This window comes from Niastella vici (assembly GCF_002077945.1).
GTDB lineage: Bacteria > Bacteroidota > Bacteroidia > Chitinophagales > Chitinophagaceae > Niastella > Niastella vici.
In genome coordinates this window covers 19,843-37,858 of the sequence record NZ_LVYD01000124.1, presented here as the reverse complement: position 1 = coordinate 37,858, position 18,016 = coordinate 19,843, and the positions used below count along the sequence as shown (strand labels likewise).

The window sequence follows — 18,016 nt, the reverse complement described above, 5'->3', positions numbered from 1 at the left end:
TTTCTCCTGCCTGATTTTTAGTTCCATCCTGATTTGAGCTTCAATTCTTTATCACATCTGTTTGTTTTTATCAGTTTGTATTTGGAAAGAATACAAGCCATCAATCGTATGCTTTTCCGGTAAGGTTAATGAATTAGTAATAAGATATTATAAGCTTTTGGAAGGTGGAGTTCTGATACCACTTAAAAAAACGATCTGTCCTGTTGCAGAGATCTTCAGCGGGGGCAAATCCCGAAAAGCCTAACGAGTAGGGGTAAATTATATAAAACAATTCAAATGAGTACGTTTTTAGATTTACAAAATGGATGGTATAATGGCTTCCTCCAGGGAATGGGACAAAGCGCGAATTCATTCCAGATCATTCAGCCGGCGCCTCCTATCGCAAGCGGCACAGCTGCAGATTCCATGTTCTGGGCTTATTACAATAACCTTCCGCCATTTTCCCTTACGCAACAGTTTACACCGAGCGGTGGTAACCAGTTTTATAACAATTACAGAGCATTGATGTCGGCCCTGGTTCCTTCAAGGACTATAGATGTTCAGGCCGATATTGGCGCTGCCAACTATACAAAATGGCAAAATTATATTTTGGGTTTGGCGACACCGCCTTCTATGAACCAGCTACCTACTTTATTCAGGAACTGGGCAATGATCTTTGCGCCCAACGTGGCCAATATCGGGTCTTCTGACTATGCGGCGATCTTATTAGATCCCATTGCCACCGCTCAAAATGAATTGACATTGATCTACACGGATATAAACGGGCTTCCAAAAAGTTTTAACTGGACGCTCAGCTACATGGATATGGTAGGGCAATTGATTGCCAGCCCCAGCAGGCAATTCAGCTTCGATAGCCAAACCATGAATTCCAATGTAAGTACTTCCTGGACGAAAGGTTCAAATTCCGGCTTCTTCGGCCTTTGGGGCGGAAGCACTACCAGTTCTTCGATCAGCCAGCAGTTCGCTGCCAGCCATGTAACCGTAACTGCATCGTTTGATAATGTTTTAGTATTTGCCAATACTCCAGGTTTATGGTATTATTCATCTGCCATGGGGCTGGCCTTTGCCAACAAAACAGGAAACCCATGGAGTGCCCAGTCCTCCATCAACTGGAATAATACATTTGGAAGTAACGGTAATATGCAACTCTTTGCAGCTAACCTGATCATTGCATCGGGCATGACTGTTAAAGTAACCTCCGATGCATCTTATTCAACATTGGATCAACAAACCATTACTTCCAGTGGGTCATCAGGGTTCTGGCCTTTCTACTCCGGTTCAAGCGGCAGCTCATCAACCAATACCGCCACTTTTAATGAACAGGGGCAAATGACCATTACTACAACAAGTTTGAAAGGTGTACCTGTTGTGCTTGGCGTAAATGTACTGCCTGTTGCACAATTTGTAGGGCACTCCGCAGCTATGGGTACTTCGCTGTATGCTGCTGCGAAAAGCTTCAAACCTGAGAAGGAATTTGAGAAATATGCATAAAGGGTAAGGGGGAAGAAGTATGCGTGCGTTTAATAGCGCACTATCTTCTTCGATTGTTAAAAAAGGAGAGGCTCGCCTGAAACAGGAAGATGCCTCTTCTTTTTCATATTCAGTTATTATGAACAATAAAGATCTTTCCTGTGAAAGTATTACAGGAATTACAGATGCCTGGTACAATCTGTTATGTGATAGCCTGAAATTGCCGGTCAATAATTTTCAATTGACGCTGCCTGCAGGAATGCCTGGTAATAACGAAAGTCTTTGGGCGTATTTTAATTTGGTGCCGCCGGCAACATTAAAATATAATTATTGGTATTACGATCAGCCAACTTTTTTCAGCCAGTATGCAGCGATAGTACAACAATTGCAATTTCCGGAAAGCTCATTTGAAAATGATATTGGTAAGGCTACCTATGCAAAATGGACCGCTTATCTGAATAGCTTACCCCAACCGCCACCTGAAAATACCTTACCTACCGTTTGGTTTCAATGGGCTATGCTCAATGCGCCTTCGGTCGCAAATACCGGCCGCACCGGCCTTGCCTGCCGGGTGCTTATAAAAAGTGGATTGGCGGCTTTAGCGCCTTATCTGGGACCCAATGCGAAAGCACCTGAGTTTTCACCATTATTTTCAGACTTAATTACCACGCTTCAGGCCGCTCCACCGGCTGATCTTTTATTTACCTCAATGAATGGCAATCCGGATGTATCAAATTCCTGGGTGCCTGGTATTGATCCTGCTTTCTTTGGATTATGGACGGGAAGCTGGTGTGGGTTCCTGCTCAATAAAAAATTTGCACAAAGCGCCGTCACTCTTTCCATAAGGTTTGAACATTATGCTGTAGTAACCGTTACTCCGGGCGCCTGGTATAATTCAGGCCTGCTTCATCTCGCATTGGCTTCCAAATCGGTTCCCCCATGGAGTTCCAGCGCCGGATGGGAGAAATATTTTAGCCTGGGTGGAACGTTGAATTTTGCTATCGGATCTGTTTTGGCTGTAGATGGGATCTCGCTTACGCTTACGGCCGATGCTGATTTCACCAGCGAAGAACAGGCAGTGATCACATCTTTCGTTGAAATGGGGTACTGGCCGTTGTATTGTCAGCAAAAAATAAGGGCTATAAAAAACGAGCTTTCATTTGAACGGGGCAAAATGACAATTTCCTGCCATACTGTTGCGGGAAATCCTGTTTTAATAGGGAACAATGTTTTTAAAATAAACCAGTATTTAGGGGGAAGTTAAACGCCGCCAAAAACCGGGTTTTTAGCCTAATTTTGCCCCAAATTATTTGATTTTGAGCGTTCCTGTGTTTTTGATCACTCCGCCGTTTACGCAGCTTAATACGCCGTATCCGGCAACGGCATATCTGAAGGGCTTTCTGAATACCAAAAATATCCGTTCCTTCCAGAGCGATTTGGGTATTGAGGTAACCCTGGCCCTGTTTTGCCAGGAAGGGCTGCAGGAATTGTTCAACCGCATAAACCGCCTCGAAAAGCCCCTGAGCGACAATGCCGCCCGCATGGTGGCCCTACAGGAAGATTATATTCATACCATCAACGACGTGGTGCTCTTTTTACAGGGCCATAACCCTACCATGGCGCACCGCATCTGTAAAAGGGATTTTTTGCCCGAAGCCAGCCGTTTTGCTCAACTGGAAGACCTGGACTGGGCATTCGGCTCCATGGGCACGCAGGACAAAGGCAAGCATTTTGCCACCATGTACCTCGAAGACCTGAGTGACCTCATTAGCGAATGTGTGGACGAGCATTTTGGGTTCAGCCGCTACGCCGAAAAGCTGGGCCGTTCCGCCAACAGCTTCGACGAATTGTACAAGGCCCTGCAAAATGAATATACCTTTGTTGATGAATTGCTGATCAGGCTGCTTAAAACACATATGGAAAGGTTGGAACCGAAACTGGTAGCCATTTCTGTTCCTTTTCCCGGCAACCTGTATACCTCGCTGCGTTGCGGGCAGTACATCAAACAGCATTATCCCGAAGTAAAAGTGGCCATGGGTGGTGGCTTTGCCAATACCGAATTGCGTTCGCTTACCGACCCGCGGGTATTCGAGTTCTACGATTATATTACCCTCGATGATGGCGAGGCGCCGCTTGAACAACTGGTGCAACTGGTAGAAGGCCATCGTTCAGCCGAAGACCTGAAAAGAACTTTTACCCTGCAGAATGGGAGCGTGCATTACATCGATAACAAAAGTTGCAGCGATTACAAACAGGCGCAGGTGGGCACACCCGATTACAGCGATTTTCTGCTCGATAAATACATTTCTGCTATTGAAGTAGTAAACCCCATGCACCGCATGTGGAGCGATGGCCGTTGGAACAAGCTCACCATGGCGCATGGCTGCTATTGGGGTAAATGCACGTTCTGCGATATTTCACTCGATTATATCAAACTGTATGAACCCATTGCCGCCGCTCTGTTGGTCGACCGCATGGAAGAGATGATGAAACAGACGGGGCAGAACGGTTTTCATTTCGTTGATGAGGCCGCACCGCCGGCCATGATGCGGGCACTGGCGCTGGAGATCATCAGGCGCAAATTAACTTTGAGCTGGTGGGCCAATGTGCGTTTTGAAAAAAGCTTTACCCGCGATCTCTGCCTGTTATTGAAACGCTCCGGTTGTATTGCTGTTTCAGGTGGGTTGGAAGTGGCCAGCGACCGCCTGCTTGAGCTTATTCAGAAAGGAATTACCGTAGCGCAGGTAGCCCAGGTGAACAAACACTTTACCGAGGCCGATATAATGGTGCATGCTTACCTGATGTATGGTTTTCCCACTCAAACCGAACAGGAAACCATCGATTCGCTGGAAATGGTACGGCAGCTATTCGCTGCCGGTATACTGCAGTCGGCCTTCTGGCATTTGTTTACCATGACGGTGCATAGCCCCATAGGAATGCAACCCGAAAAATTCAAGGTAAAAAGAGAGTCGGCGCTGATGGGCGCCTTTGCGAATAACGACCTTGTGCACATCGATGAAACGGGCGCCGAGCATGAAGAGTTTTCGTTTGGCCTGAAGAAATCCCTGTTCAACTATATGCATGGCATTGGACTTAATGAACCGTTACAAAAATGGTTCGAGTTTAAAGTGCCCAAAACAAAAGTAGCGCCTGACTATATTCAAAAAGTGCTGGAACAGGATCTTTATATAGCTGCCAAACCTACTGCCAGGATCGTATACCTGGGCAGGCCACCCATTGTAGAGCACATCACCAAAAGTAAAAAAGGCAATAGCTGGGAAATGACTTCCTTAACATTTCAGGACAAACGAATGCAATTCAGCATCAGTGTTAGCCGCGAACAGGGCGACTGGCTGGCCGGCATGCTGAAGGAATTGTCGATCAATAATCCTAAGCTGCTAACGCTACAGGACGTTATGGACAGTTACCATGCCGCCGGACTGGAAGATTTTGAACTGTTCTGGGATAATAAGCCGGTGAATACCTTGCATAAAGTTGGGTTACTAAGGTTGTAACCGCATAGTTATTTACTTGCCCGGTAAAAATTATAAAACACCCATGGCGTTAGAAGAAGATAGGAAATAATATTTGCAATCAAAACGCTTTTCGATATTACGGTACTATTATGGGTATTCTGTAAGTCCTTTTTTATCATATTTCCCTCAATAATTACTGATACAACGAGGCATATTATCATACTTGTGATGATATCCGAAATGGCAGCGCTATCAAACTTAGAGCCAATACCTACATTTCCGAATATCCCCAAAATTACCGGATTATTTACAAAATCCTGGTCAGTTGTAGAATAAATTATTATTCCAAGAACCACCCTGATGATCCCCTGGAACAGGAAACCCATTAAAGTGGTAATTATGTTTGCCTTAATAAGAAGCGCTAACAGCCGCTTGAATTTTTCTTTTATAAATAGTTTTACAATATAAGTTTCAATCAGCACTACGAAAATTAAAGCAAGCATAACATACCACCATTCTAAAAAGACCAAAGGAAGAATGAAATTATAAAGGCGATCACGAAATATCTTTTTTTTCATTAGGGGTAAATGCTGTTGTAATGACCGTTATTATTTGTTTCGCTATTATACGCCTTTTTGTTTGAATTATAAAACAGGAACCATAACGAAAAGAGGCTGTCAGCCAACTGGCGGTACAACCTCTCTATTTATATATATATTTAATATTCTTTAGGAGGGTTTGTTTGTGCACATGACCATACGAGTTCTATAAAAGTGCTTTCTGCCAGGAATTTATCAAAATTAACTTCCTGCAGTAAATTTAATCGCTCGCCATTGCTATTGTAGAAAAATGGGATGCCATCACAATTGGCCCCATTGAAATATTTCATATATACTAGCAGTATTTTAATTTTATATCTTATATTTCATCTTTAATGGATTGTAACCATGATTTAAAATCTTCGGGCACTAGTATGTTGGTCGAATAAGTTGTTCCGATCGGTTTTTTATAAGCTCTACTTACCAAAACATACATGCCTTTTAAAACAGGTATTTTTCACGTTTTTTATTTGCTTATTTTTTTCAGGCCAGTTGATTCCAGACCTCAGTTCAGTTCAGAACGTAATATCAGTTCGCTTTAAATGCTACATGTTTACCCCATACATTCTAAAAGTATAATACAGGAAATTGCTTTTTGATCAAAAATAGTGTATTATAGCTCCACATAAGCGTTAGTTAAGCCTGATTAATATTAATGACAATTCATGGCTAATAATAGGAGTTAAAGATTACAAAACAGTAAAGATGATGGTAAAGGTTTACACTCATACATACAATGAAATTTTTAAACAATACAGAAATATTCTCATCCCTGAATATCAGCGACCATACAGGTGGACAACGGAAAAAATTGATGAACTTTTAAGTGATCTTGAAGAGTTCTTTATTTTGAGACCAAATCCCAATCTTGAATATTATATGGGTGGGATAGTTTTTTATCAAGATACGGAAAGGAGGTTTCAGATAATTGACGGACAGCAAAGATTAACAACACTTACCCTGATTCAATATATTCTTACTGGAGAGCTATCGGAAAGTCAAAATTTAGCTTACAACAACCATATTTCATTCTACAACATTAAAAAAAATCTTACTTACCTTGAAGGAAAAAAGTCGCTGCTTGAGAAACTGAATCATTTCAACTTCTATATCCGACTACGGTTTACACTTATCATAAGTGATAATGAGGATAATGCTTTTGCTTTTTTTGACTCGCAAAATAATAGAGGTGTAACACTTGGTGCAGACGATTTTCTAAAGGCATATCACCTAAGAGAAATTTATTCGGAAGATTTGCAGGAACGTCTTGCACAAGAGTGGGAAAGAGCTGTCTTCCAATCCCAAAAGGAAAAAAAATCCGAATCTGGTTTACAGCATTTGTTTTATAAAATCCTTTATAGAGCAAGGATGTGGAGAGGGCAATCTCAACTAATTCCGGAAGACAAAGATATATTGCTACAAACTTTTCAAAAACAAACTCACAAAAGCTCCATTAAAGATGGCTATGAATTGTTTCCCGGAAGAGTAAATCAACGGTATAAATCTATTTCATTAAATGCTGATAATACGTATATATTACATGCTAATAATAATGTAAACGAATCGTCACTTGATTTACCTTTTGCTATTCGCCAGCCTATTTTTAAAGGACACAATTTTTTCAGGTTCACTCAGAAGTATCATGGGATTCACGAATACTTGTTTTCAGAAAATATTGCGGAAAATTCCGTAATTGAAGCAAGGAAATATTATCACTCAATTTATACAGAGAATATGTCTGTTTACTTGCGAAACTTCATGCAACTTTGTATGGTTATGTATTACGACACTTTTGGAATTGTAAAAATTGAAGAAGCTGTAAAGTATTTTGATTATTATATTGGGAGCATTCGGATTGAAAAGTATTATGTAAAAAAGGAAGCCGTAAAAAACAGCCTGATTGATAATAGCAATAATTTGCTGGATGTAATTGCAAATGCTTATATGCCACAGGAGGTTTTTGATTTTATTCAATCACAAAGAAATCTTCAGACAATTTATGAGAACGAAGATTTGGATAGTCAAGACTATGGAGTTAGAAATGCCTACAAACAAAGAGTGTTATCATATTTTAAGCAAAACGAAGGAACATTAAAAGATAGATTACAATGGATATAGTGAATTCAGAGTTATACGACATCAAGTCCATAATTCAAAAAGATTTTCGTTATAATATACCCCGGTATCAGCGCTTATATGTTTGGAAAGAAGAGCAGGTAAACACCCTTTTCCATGATATATTGATCGCATGCAAGGCGAATAAGGACATTTATTATATTGGAGGAATAATTACTGTTAAGTATCAAAAAATTGAAAACTGCTTTGATCTTGTTGATGGGCAACAACGATTCACCACATTATGGCTTTTGGCAAACGAGTTAGGGGAGTCGATTAAAGATTTTACACGTACAGTAAATGGCTTACGACTAAACTTTTCAATAAGGAAAAATGTAGAAATGTATTTTAATCAACTTTTGTCTGGCTCGGAATCGATAGAGAATGACACAGAGTTTGATGACTTAGTGAGATTGAGCAAGGCGCGAAAAATCATTGGGGCGCTTATTACCGAGAACCTGCAATCAAAAGAACTAAAAAATAAATATATTTATTTTTTATTACAAAAGGTCAAGATGGTTATTACAGAAGTTCCGCCATCTACTGACCTAAATAAACTTTTCGAAACACTAAACAACAGGGGCATTCAATTAGCGCAGCATGAAATATTGAAAACACACTTTCTTTCAAAAATAGGAAACAGCAAAAAGAGATACAGGTATGGCATTCTCTGGAATGCATGCAGTGATATGAATAACTACATTGAAAGAAGTTTAACCTATGAAACAGGATATGCAAGAGGTGTGGCAAATACATATGATCAGTGGGTTCATGATTGGAAGCAAATTGAAAATATTCTAATAGATGAAAAGGCAAAAGCAGAAAAACTTACATTGCAAGATATCATTGGTAAAAGGAAAAACTGGGATGAAGCAGTTTACGGAGATGAAGAACCTGATTTTGAAGAAATGCATCCAAATGCAACAGATGATGAATTAGAACCAGTTAGAAGTATTCTTACCTTTCCTCAACTATTACTACACACACTTAGAGTTTACTTACATCGTAATCAACGGATAGACATTCAGAGGATCAATGAAAAGGAATTATTACATATTTATTCGGAATATTTTTTTCTAAAAAATCAAAATGATTATGAAAGCAGGAGAGAGGAGGACGAAACAGAAAGTATTGCTTTCATGGACCTGCTATTTAAAATGCGAGAGGCTTTTGATAAATACATTATCAAGTGGGTTGAAGTAAATGATATGACCGAAATACATTTGATAAAAAAAGTTTATAAGCAAAATCAAAAGAAAAAAGGATGGTTTTATTACTTACGCAGGCAAAAAACACAAGAGTTAGACGGTTTTGCGATGTTACAAAGCATTCTTTATCATTCTCAGCAAAACACCACGCAATATTGGCTTACGCCATTTTTGAATTGGTTGCTTGAGTTCCCTTCATTTGATGATGCTTTTGCATGGCTAAAAGTTCTTGACAACATACTTTTTTCAAGTATGCAAGAAGGCAGGGAGCTTATTGACCGAACCAAGGAATGCATGGATGGTTATCCAGATATTGAACCAACTACTAAAGTTTTGACAGAAGCTTTGGGGACAAGTTTTCCCCACTATTGGTTTTACAAACTTGAATTTGTTTTATGGCATGAAAGAGTTAAGTTCAACAAGAGCGAAGAATGGAAAGAGTACAGGATAACAGCAAAAAACTCCGTGGAACATATTTCTCCACAATCACCTCGAAACTCAAAAGATAAATTATGCGATACTCAACTTCATAATTTTGGCAACCTGGCGTTGGTGACACGAAGCATAAACTCTGAATACAGTGATTTTCCCTATGGAGTTAAAAAGGCAAAATTTGAAGACAAAAAATCAAAAGGGACTTTTGACTCTCTTAAATCTGATATCATTTACCAGTATCCAATATGGAATGATAAGCTGGCATTAAACCATCAGAGTGAAATGATAAATTTATTACAGGAATACTTTGAGAAAACCAAAAGAAAATATTAAAATCCAATTCTTTAACTCACAAATTTGAACATTTTAAGGCTTTCTCGAAAGCATGTCTCCTAATAAGTTCAATTAAACGACTGCCTGTATTCCGTTGGCGAGAGATTGGTTTTTGCCTTGAATAGTTTGCTGAAAGATTGCGGATGTTCGAACCCAAGTTGATAGGCTATTTCGGCTACGGAGAGGCCGGTTGAGCCAAGCATGTCTTTCGAATATTCGATGACTTTATGTTGAATATACTGTTGGGCATTTTGACCGGTGAGGGATCGTAGCAGATCGCTGAGGTAGCGTGATGATAATTGCAGCCGGCTGCTGACATATCGCACGGAAGGTAGACCGTTTTCGAGTCCTTTGTTTTCATTGAAATAAGAAATAAGCAGTTTATCCAATGATGTGATGATCTCATTGTTTATGGCTTTGCGGGTAATGAACTGCCGGTTGTAAAACCGGTCGCTGTAATTCAACAACTGCTCTATTTGTGACACAAGTATATTCTGACTGTATTGATCTATATTATTCTCCAATTCTGCTGCAATGCTGCTGAACAAATGGTTGATAACAGCTTTTTCTTTGGCTGAAAGAAAGAGCGCCTCTGATACAGAATATGAAAAAAAGCCGTAGTTGTTTATCACGTTGTTAAGCGGATAGTTCCTGATAAGATCGGGGTGAAAGAACAGGGCATAGCCCTCATAGCTTTGTTCGTCAGTTGAAGAGATAACGATTTGCCTGGGCTTTATAAAAGCCAGCCCGCCTTCCTCAAAATCATAATATCCCTGTCCGTATTTTACCTGTCCCCTGAATTTTGTTTTGAACGACACTTTGTACAGGTCGAGGCAGATCTTCTTTCCCTTTTCAAAGCCATACGGTTGTACCTGGTTATAGTTCACCAGGGCAATCAGCGGATGCAAAGGTTCTGGCTGTTGCAGGTAGCGCATCAGTTCTGAAATGCTTCCGATTGTGTATGTGCCTGGCATTGATGGTTTCATATTAGCGCTTTGGGATATGCAAAGTTATTACTAATTCTGCCGTGCGGGGCGGATAACAATATCGCCCACTTCAACGTCTGCAGGCTGGCTGATGGCATAGAGCACGGCATCAGCAATAGCTTCCGGTTCAATGGCCAGTTGTTCCATCTTTTCTGATATGGCTGCCCGTGTTGCATGATCCTTCATATTATTGGCAAAATCCGTTTTTACCATTCCCGGGGAAATGCCTGTGATCCGTATAGTGCCATCAGATTCCTGCCGGAAGGCTTCCGTTATAGTACGAACGGCATTCTTCGTACCAGCGTACACGCCCTGTGTAGGCACAATCTTTATTCCTGCAGTGGAAATGATATTGACGATATGCCCGGATTGCTGTTGCCTGAATACGGGTATGGCTGCCGCCATCCCATAGAGGACACCCTTCAGGTTTATGTCGATCATTTCTTCCCAGCCATCGATATCCAATTCATCGATCCTGCTAACCTGGGCAACGCCGGCGTTGTTGATGATCACATCGAGTCGGCCATATTTTTTAACAGCTGTATTCACCAGATGTTCCAGGTCGACTTTATGCCTGACGTCCATTATAATGTATGCACATTCGCCTCCTGAGCCTTTAATCTCTTCTGCGATCTTTTCCAATTGTTCCATTCTTCGGGCGCCCAAAACAAGTCTGGCGCCAGATTTTGACAAGTTCCGGGCAATTGCTTTCCCGATGCCGCTGCTTGCTCCGGTAATGGCCACTACTTTACCTTCAAGTTGATTATACATGATGATGATGTTTGTATAACTGCAAAATTCCAGCATCCGGCCCGGCAAAAAGTAGTTGGATTGGTAAATGTTGTAGTTGAATTTGCTATTCCTCCTTCAAAATAGTGTATCCAGCGTTAACTATACATTATCCCAAGCTAAGTATGCAGTATTCAGGTATAACTATACTAAATCCCGATCTCAAAATATTGTATCCAGATTTCATTATGGAGCGTCAGTGAGCAACATTGTGGTATCATTGGTTAAGAATTCGCCGTTCCGGCCTAAGATTGGGCCATACCAAAGGGAGGTATAGCCCAATCTTTGCCTGGGATGATGAAAATCCATTCGGGTATGATGAAAATCGAGTCTGGTATGATGAAATTCCATTCAGGTATGACCCAACCCGGGGCTGCAATGCGCTGAAGTTGTTCTGGTAAGACGAAATGTTGAATCAAAATGCGGCATCTTTAAGTTAAAATGTGACATTTTGAGTCTGGTAAGCCGAAAACTTAGTCCGGTATGCTGAAATCTTAGCCTGGTAAGCCGTTATCAGGCTAAAATCTCACAATGATTAGGGAGTGGAAGACGCTATTGCCGGAGGTTGACCCATCCAAATTCACTGTGTTGAGGGCTTCTTTTGTTATCTGCACGAAATGCTTTTAAAATGTGTGTTTCGGACGCCGCTTAGCTGATCATTTCCATCAGGTCGTCGATGGTTAAAAACAAGGCATGCTCGTCTACCTCAATGTTGATCGTTTTGCGGAATGACATAGTACGTACTACCTCTTTACGGGTATCCTTTAGCAGTTTTTTATTTTCATCGTACACCTTAACATATACATCCGGTTGAAATACAAGCAGGTGTTTATAATTATCCCAGGTAAAAATGATGCAATACCGGCCTTCATCATCTGTAATCGCTTTTCCCAGGCAGTCGGTACCCAGTAAGCCATCACAGTCGAAAGCAACCACCGACATGCCTTTCAATGGGGTGAAAGTGTTTGCTTCCATAACAGTTCCAGAAACTATCCAGATCCTTTTATAAACGTCTATCACCCTTGGGCTCATAGATTAAAAAGTTTAATAATTAGAAAATGACAGGTTGGCTTTTCTCAAAGGAGGGGATAATTATTTTCCGGAGGGGTAACAGGTATGACTTTAGCCAATAAATTTATTACAGTAAAGAACGGATGTAAATTATAGTGTATAAGGGGCGGGAAATAATACACGAAGGGAGGGCATGGCCGGGCATTAAAAAAAGTGCCCCGCTGCGGCGGAACACTTTTACAAACTATCTTTTACAGTTACCAGCTAATACTTTGTGGTGTTCACCACTTTCAGGTTATGCTCCAATTGTTTTTTCAATACTTCACGCAGTTTTTTGATCAATTCCGGGTTTGTTACCTTGTCTTTCTTCGGCAGGGTCTTTTGGCCGGAAGGCAATATGAAACAACAGGTTTTGCAATAGATCCTGTAGAATGTGATGCGTGCTGGTTGTTTAGAGCTATTGTCAGACATTATCTCCGCCGCATAAGCTGTGTCGGGTACTGAACCAACACAACAGGATATAACTTCGTACGTTGTGTCTCTTACCGATCCGGGCTGGGCATAGGAGGATGACCGGCATAAGAAAAGAATTGAAAACACCAGTATAAAACCGGTTGTTCTTTTTTTGTTGAACATGATGTGTGTTTTAAGGTTCTGAAGATGGTTTCGAGCGGTTTTCAGGCGGGGATATAAACCTTTCATAGTTACGGATCAATATCGGAAGGCAGCAAAATTAGCTTTAATACGGTTCTTGCTTCCCGGTCAATGTAGCAGTGGGTTGAAAAAATACAGGAACGGCTATTGGATGGTACGGCTATCCTGTTCGTTTTTTTGGCGTGGAATTGACACAATGAATTCAGTGCCCTGTTCTTTTTGTGAAGTAACCGATATGGTTCCCCCCAGTTTTTCGGTAAACTCCCGGGCGAGCTTTAATCCCAACCCTGAAGAATCACTGCGAATGCTGTTCCATTCAAAAATATTTTTCAGGTCGGCTGGCTCAATGCCCTGGCCAGTATCTTTTACGCTGAAGTCAATAACCTGGTTATGTTGTACAGATGCGAGGATAACCATACCCGCTGGTGGGGTAAACTTTATGGCATTACTCACCAGGTTACGTAAGATGATCTTGATAAAATTTGGGTCTGTATAAAAAGAGAACCCGCTGGCCACTTCTTTTTTCAGCATTATGTTTTTGCTTGCGGCAAATGGCGAATTTAAATGGATTATTTCGTCGAGCAATTCATCCACATCACAAAACTCCCGCACCGGCGTAAAATGTTCCATCTGGCTTTTTGACCAGATGAGGATATCTTCCATGGCCTCCAGCAGGTTTTCAGCCGATTGACTAATATTGCGGTCAACTTTCTCCCTTTCCTCTTTATTGAGCTTACCGGAATTTATTTTTTGCAATTGCAGAAAATTGAAAAGGCTGCTTACCGGACTCCTGAGATCGTGTGTGATGATGCTTAGGAGTTTAACTTTTGAATTATTGGCTTCAGCCAGTTTATTATTGAGGTGGTTAAGTTCCTGGTTTACTCTTTTTTTATTGATATAGCTTCTGTATAATGAAACAGCAAGGATAAGCGTTAAGGCAATACCGGTTAACAGGAAATATTTGGTACGACGTTGGTTTGTTAGCTCAATAGTAGCAATTTGATTGTCGCGCTGTAAGAGCATGATCTCCTGCTGGCTTTTCTCTGCCTGGTATTTAGCCTGCATTTCTTCATAATTCAGGATGCTTTGCTTTTTGTAGATGGTATCCTTAATGGCCATTTCGCCTTGCTGGTATTCATATGCTTTTTTATAATTTCCCAACGCCAAATACGTTCTTTTCAGGTTATTATAGGATTGCTGCAACAGTTCGTTTGAATTGATCTTTTGTACAATGGCCAGATTCTGCAAATGGTATTCCAGCGCTTTTGAAAAATTATTCATATTGTAGTATAGATCACCCGTATTGCCCAGCACCAACGCAATACCATACTGGTCGTTCCTTTTTTGCATCAATGCAAGTCCCGGCTGATAATACCTGAGCGCCTCCCCGTATAATTTCAGTTTTGCATAGGTTAACCCTATATTGTTAAGCACATTGGCTCTTATTTCATCGGTAACATGCGCATTAAACGCTGTAATGGTCCTTTTGAAATAACTCAATGCTTTGGCGCAACTATCCTGGTCGTAATATACCGACCCTATATCATTTAAAATATTGGCTATCCGGGTTGAATCTTTTTCTTTTTGTTGTACGGCAAGCGCCTGTAGCAAAAAGCTGGATGCGCTGTTGTACCGTTGCAGCACCCGGTAGGTATTACCGATGTTTTTAAGCGTTCCACCAACTTTTACCTGGTTACCAATGTTACCATAAACTTTCAGGGCCTTAAAATAATACTCCAGGGCCTCCTCATATTTCCCTTTCTTATCGTTGGCAATTCCAATACCGATCAATGCATTACCGATCCTTAACGAATCTTTATTTTTTTGTGCAATGGACAAACATTGGCGGCAGACAGCGATGGACCGGTTAAAATCGCCATCTGTGCGGTATTTACCGGCCAGGGTGAAGAGCGAGTCAGGATTGACGGGTTGCGCCCTGGCGGCCGGCAATAAAGCTACAACAATAAGGATTATGCTTACGAAAACTACTCTCATGCAATGCAATGGCAAATGGTCAGTTACTTTCGGTAAAGTGTTTTTTTACTTCCTGGCGGTATGTTTTTCCTAACGGCAGCCGCTGCTCACTTATCAACAGTTCATTTTTGTAAACTCCCTGGATCTTATCTACCGCTACCGCATAACTGCGATGGATGCGTAAGAACCTTTTTGGCGGTAAATAATCCAGAAAGCTTTTCAGGTTGTTCAGGGTAATGTATTTTTTTTGAACAGTGACCACTTTTGTATAATTGGTCAGGGCCTCCAGGTAAAGAATATCTGCGATATGCACTTTGTTTAAAACGGTGCCTTCTTTGATCATCAGGAAATCATTTTCAAAGTGCATGCTGTATTGAACCGCTTTCGACTTTATTTCCTGCAATTCGAGGGTGCGTTGAATGGCTTTATCGAGACGCTCGGGTTTTACAGGTTTTAACAGATAATCTATGGCCTGAACATCAAAAGCGTCTATGGCATATTCGGGGTGAGCCGTTACCATAATGCAGGGTGGGGGATCAGCTAAAGATTTTAAAAAATCGATGCCATTAATAACTGGCATATCCACATCAAGGAATAAAATATTGATGAGATTCGTTTTTAAATGTTCCAGGCTTTCAACAGGATTAACGAAGGTGCCTGTAATATTAATAAAGGAATATTTTGCAAGATATTCTTCGAGCAACAACCTGTCAACGGGATTATCTTCAATAATCACACAGTTCAGGAGATCCATAGCATTTATATTGGTTTGATTAGTGCGTAAAAAGCTGTTTTTTAAAGGTAAACAATAATCGAGAAACTCAGCGAACCCGATGACCAGACTGTTTGCCACCGGACATATCTTGTATCAAAAAGCGAACAATGTAAAAAGATGCAGTTGTTGTAACCGTTTGACCAATAGTTCTTTAATATTATGGAAAGGCCGCTCAAGTTAACGGCGGACAAAAAATATATATCGGGGAAGAGCAAATTATGGTAACCGTAATTACGGGTGGCAACTACAATACCCAGTCACCCTCGGATGAAATAATAGGGAAATACATATTACCGGCTTTTAACAAAAAATGACAGCATGAATACAATTGATTTTCTATTTTAGCTGGTAATATTGACTAAATGATAAAAGCATTCTACAAACCGCTCTCTTTGTTATTGGCCTTGTCATTATTAAGTTGCAAAGGACCGGCATCAGAAGAAAACCGGTCAGGAGATGACGCAGGACAAAAGATAGAATTGATGATCGATGGAAATAAAAGATCACTTGATCCGGCACCTATTATTACCGCCGGTTACGCAGGAGCTCACTTTATGTTAGGTTATCTAAGTGATAAAGATGATCTTCAGTTTACCATTGCTGCATATGCGCAGGATCTAAAAACAGGAACTTACCAGGTATACGATTGTAAGTCTGCCTCAGAATGTAATGAGAATGTACCCGACAATAACCAATCAGCATTTTATGGCCCATATCCTAAAGACCCAATGCCACCAACAAACCTGTTTCGGGTAGCCTATTATGCGCCTAAACTTGGACTTAAACCGTTAACGCTGGTTATCACTTCAGTAACTGACGAGCAACAGGCTGGTAATCCATTTAAAACTAAAAGGATTAAAGGACAATTTAGTGGTATCCTGGCAAATGTAGAACAACAGCCAGGCGGTTATGATTATTACATTGCAGGAAAAACATCGCAGGTTGAGGGTAGTTTTGATGTGTTTTGTAGCATAAGATAAAAGGTTATGCCCCCTGCGCCATTCATCCCTCCCCATCCAGAGTTAACTATGGATTATCCGAAGCTAAGTATGCTGTAGCCAGGTATCGTTATAGTAAATCCAGTACGCAAGCTTTTGTATCCAGATCTCATTATGGAATGTCAGTAACCAACTATATCGCGTCAGTGCAAAACTATGCACTTTCCCTGCGTAACTTTGGATTATAAGTTTGCGATTTATAAATTAAAAATAGCCACTGACATTCCATCTTTAAGCATTTATGACTCAAAGTTGAGCAGCGAAGCACTATAGTTGAACCTGGATACAAAAAAGTTAGATCAAAATACGGCATCTTGAGATCTGGATATTACATTTTGATTCACGGACGCCATATAGTTACAGGTAAATGCAGCATTTTGAGCAAGTTTTGCACTGATAAGGGCTACAGGGAAATTGAATATTTTGTTTACTGTTAAATCTGGCGTATAATAGCAGAAATACTTTATTCGGTATTCAATGCAATTTGCATGTGGGAAGAATTGAAAGTATACAAGCAACTGGATAAAAAAGACATTAACCCAACATTTAAAAAGTTCGGGAAGGCGTTGTTGTCACATCTTGACGGTTATATAATTGACCAGACGAGTTCTATGATCAAAATATCACGCCAGGTCAATCAGCTTGAACAGGCTGTTTTTATCGGGAAAAGCCGGGGTTCATATGAACTCCAGGTTAGGACCAGTATTAAACCGCTTGACTTTTACAGGCGACACATATTTACAATGCTCAATATTGTACCGCTGGGCGATATAATGAATAATTATCGAAGGACATTCTATCCGCTAACCCAGGAATGGAACGACCTTGCTTTTTTCCTGGCGACAAGAATAAAAGCGGAAGTTGAAGAATATTTTCAAAGTTATAATTCATACGAAAAAATAATTGAGCGACGAATGGAAATAGAGGCCCAGGAGTTTGACCTAAACAACAATTATGAGCTTTTAATATATGCTGCTATCAAGACAAGAAATCAATCACTTTTGCTTTCATATCTTGATAAAAAAATAAGTAAACCTGTAATGCCAATCAGCCATATTGAATATTTGAAACCTGAGAGCGGCGAAATTAACGAAGCCGCATTCCTGCAGGTAATAAAAAAACATGCACACACAGGCGACTTTGCAAGTATTGAAAAAGAGATTGAGATAGTTGGTAAGTAATATGACAGCTAT

General features: G+C 40.5%; 15 protein-coding genes. 7 read left to right on the top strand and 8 right to left on the bottom strand.

Annotated features, from left to right (window positions below):
- The first annotated feature begins 276 nt into the window (after nt 1-276).
- From A3860_RS37745 to A3860_RS37735, 3 genes are all read left to right on the top strand, one after another.
- Nucleotides 277-1,491, top strand: coding sequence for a hypothetical protein (locus tag A3860_RS37745; protein WP_081155779.1), 1,215 nt, complete (start codon nt 277-279; stop codon nt 1,489-1,491).
- Between the two features lie 118 nt (nt 1,492-1,609).
- The gene (locus tag A3860_RS37740) at nt 1,610-2,734 is read left to right on the top strand and encodes a hypothetical protein (protein WP_143774466.1); all 1,125 of its coding nucleotides are present in this window, start codon (nt 1,610-1,612) and stop codon (nt 2,732-2,734) included.
- Between the two features lie 52 nt (nt 2,735-2,786).
- On the top strand, nt 2,787-4,985 hold the full coding sequence (locus A3860_RS37735) for a B12-binding domain-containing radical SAM protein (RefSeq protein ID WP_081155777.1): 2,199 nt from the start codon (nt 2,787-2,789) through the stop codon (nt 4,983-4,985).
- Nucleotides 4,986-4,993: 8 nt separating this feature from the next.
- Here A3860_RS37735 and A3860_RS37730 read toward each other — a convergent pair whose 3' ends face one another.
- On the bottom strand, nt 4,994-5,524 hold the full coding sequence (locus A3860_RS37730; protein WP_081155776.1) for a hypothetical protein: 531 nt from the start codon (nt 5,522-5,524) through the stop codon (nt 4,994-4,996).
- A gap of 140 nt (nt 5,525-5,664) precedes the next feature.
- Nucleotides 5,665-5,835 carry a hypothetical protein gene (locus tag A3860_RS41435; protein ID WP_158085491.1) on the bottom strand — a complete coding sequence of 57 codons (171 nt, stop codon included), beginning with the start codon at nt 5,833-5,835 and terminating at the stop codon, nt 5,665-5,667.
- A gap of 415 nt (nt 5,836-6,250) precedes the next feature.
- On the opposite strand from A3860_RS41435, the gene A3860_RS37725 reads away from it, so the two are divergent.
- Nucleotides 6,251-7,663: a DUF262 domain-containing protein gene (locus A3860_RS37725; protein WP_081155775.1), complete on the top strand. Its 1,413-nt coding sequence runs from the start codon at nt 6,251-6,253 to the stop codon at nt 7,661-7,663.
- On the top strand, nt 7,654-9,636 hold the full coding sequence (locus A3860_RS37720) for a DUF262 domain-containing protein (RefSeq protein ID WP_081155774.1): 1,983 nt from the start codon (nt 7,654-7,656) through the stop codon (nt 9,634-9,636). Before A3860_RS37725 ends, A3860_RS37720 begins: the two co-directional genes overlap by 10 nt.
- Nucleotides 9,637-9,704: 68 nt before the next feature.
- On the opposite strand, the gene A3860_RS37715 is transcribed toward A3860_RS37720, so the two are convergent.
- The 6 genes from A3860_RS37715 to A3860_RS37690 form a co-directional block, all read right to left on the bottom strand.
- Nucleotides 9,705-10,622, bottom strand: a complete 918-nt coding sequence (locus tag A3860_RS37715; protein ID WP_081155773.1) for a helix-turn-helix domain-containing protein — start codon at nt 10,620-10,622, stop codon at nt 9,705-9,707.
- A gap of 30 nt (nt 10,623-10,652) precedes the next feature.
- A complete protein-coding gene (locus A3860_RS37710; RefSeq protein ID WP_081156257.1) occupies nt 10,653-11,393 on the bottom strand; it encodes an SDR family oxidoreductase in 741 nt (246 codons plus the stop codon).
- A gap of 666 nt (nt 11,394-12,059) precedes the next feature.
- Nucleotides 12,060-12,443 (bottom strand): hypothetical protein, encoded by a 384-nt coding sequence (locus A3860_RS37705; RefSeq protein ID WP_143774465.1) that lies wholly within the window; start codon nt 12,441-12,443, stop codon nt 12,060-12,062.
- A gap of 243 nt (nt 12,444-12,686) precedes the next feature.
- Entirely contained in the window at nt 12,687-13,058 is a 372-nt protein-coding gene (locus A3860_RS37700) for a hypothetical protein (protein WP_081155771.1), read from the bottom strand.
- A 162-nt stretch (nt 13,059-13,220) separates the two neighbouring features.
- Complete coding sequence (locus tag A3860_RS37695; RefSeq protein WP_081155770.1) at nt 13,221-15,071, bottom strand: tetratricopeptide repeat-containing sensor histidine kinase; 1,851 nt, start codon at nt 15,069-15,071, stop codon at nt 13,221-13,223.
- Nucleotides 15,072-15,090: 19 nt separating this feature from the next.
- Complete coding sequence (locus A3860_RS37690) at nt 15,091-15,804, bottom strand: LytR/AlgR family response regulator transcription factor (protein ID WP_081155769.1); 714 nt, start codon at nt 15,802-15,804, stop codon at nt 15,091-15,093.
- A gap of 383 nt (nt 15,805-16,187) precedes the next feature.
- Between A3860_RS37690 and A3860_RS37685 the strand changes: the two genes are divergently transcribed.
- On the top strand, nt 16,188-16,805 hold the full coding sequence (locus A3860_RS37685; protein ID WP_081155768.1) for a hypothetical protein: 618 nt from the start codon (nt 16,188-16,190) through the stop codon (nt 16,803-16,805).
- A 506-nt stretch (nt 16,806-17,311) separates the two neighbouring features.
- Nucleotides 17,312-18,004: a hypothetical protein gene (locus A3860_RS37680; RefSeq protein WP_081155767.1), complete on the top strand. Its 693-nt coding sequence runs from the start codon at nt 17,312-17,314 to the stop codon at nt 18,002-18,004.
- Nucleotides 18,005-18,016 lie beyond the last annotated feature (12 nt).

Excerpts from the sequence above, each read along its gene's own strand:
- A3860_RS37700 (WP_081155771.1), bottom strand. The coding sequence starts at position 13,058 with ATGTTCAACAAAAAAAGAACAACCGGTTTTATACTGGTGTTTTCAATT.
- A3860_RS37715 (WP_081155773.1), bottom strand. The coding sequence starts at position 10,622 with ATGAAACCATCAATGCCAGGCACATACACAATCGGAAGCATTTCAGAA.
- A3860_RS37740 (WP_143774466.1), top strand. The coding sequence starts at position 1,610 with ATGAACAATAAAGATCTTTCCTGTGAAAGTATTACAGGAATTACAGAT.
- A3860_RS41435 (WP_158085491.1), bottom strand. The coding sequence starts at position 5,835 with ATGAAATATTTCAATGGGGCCAATTGTGATGGCATCCCATTTTTCTAC.
- A3860_RS37745 (WP_081155779.1), top strand. The coding sequence starts at position 277 with ATGAGTACGTTTTTAGATTTACAAAATGGATGGTATAATGGCTTCCTC.
- A3860_RS37725 (WP_081155775.1), top strand. The coding sequence starts at position 6,251 with ATGATGGTAAAGGTTTACACTCATACATACAATGAAATTTTTAAACAA.
- A3860_RS37720 (WP_081155774.1), top strand. The coding sequence starts at position 7,654 with ATGGATATAGTGAATTCAGAGTTATACGACATCAAGTCCATAATTCAA.
- A3860_RS37710 (WP_081156257.1), bottom strand. The coding sequence starts at position 11,393 with ATGTATAATCAACTTGAAGGTAAAGTAGTGGCCATTACCGGAGCAAGC.
- A3860_RS37680 (WP_081155767.1), top strand. The coding sequence starts at position 17,312 with ATGTGGGAAGAATTGAAAGTATACAAGCAACTGGATAAAAAAGACATT.
- A3860_RS37685 (WP_081155768.1), top strand. The coding sequence starts at position 16,188 with ATGATAAAAGCATTCTACAAACCGCTCTCTTTGTTATTGGCCTTGTCA.
- A3860_RS37690 (WP_081155769.1), bottom strand. The coding sequence starts at position 15,804 with ATGGATCTCCTGAACTGTGTGATTATTGAAGATAATCCCGTTGACAGG.
- A3860_RS37695 (WP_081155770.1), bottom strand. The coding sequence starts at position 15,071 with ATGAGAGTAGTTTTCGTAAGCATAATCCTTATTGTTGTAGCTTTATTG.
- A3860_RS37705 (WP_143774465.1), bottom strand. The coding sequence starts at position 12,443 with ATGAGCCCAAGGGTGATAGACGTTTATAAAAGGATCTGGATAGTTTCT.
- A3860_RS37730 (WP_081155776.1), bottom strand. The coding sequence starts at position 5,524 with ATGAAAAAAAAGATATTTCGTGATCGCCTTTATAATTTCATTCTTCCT.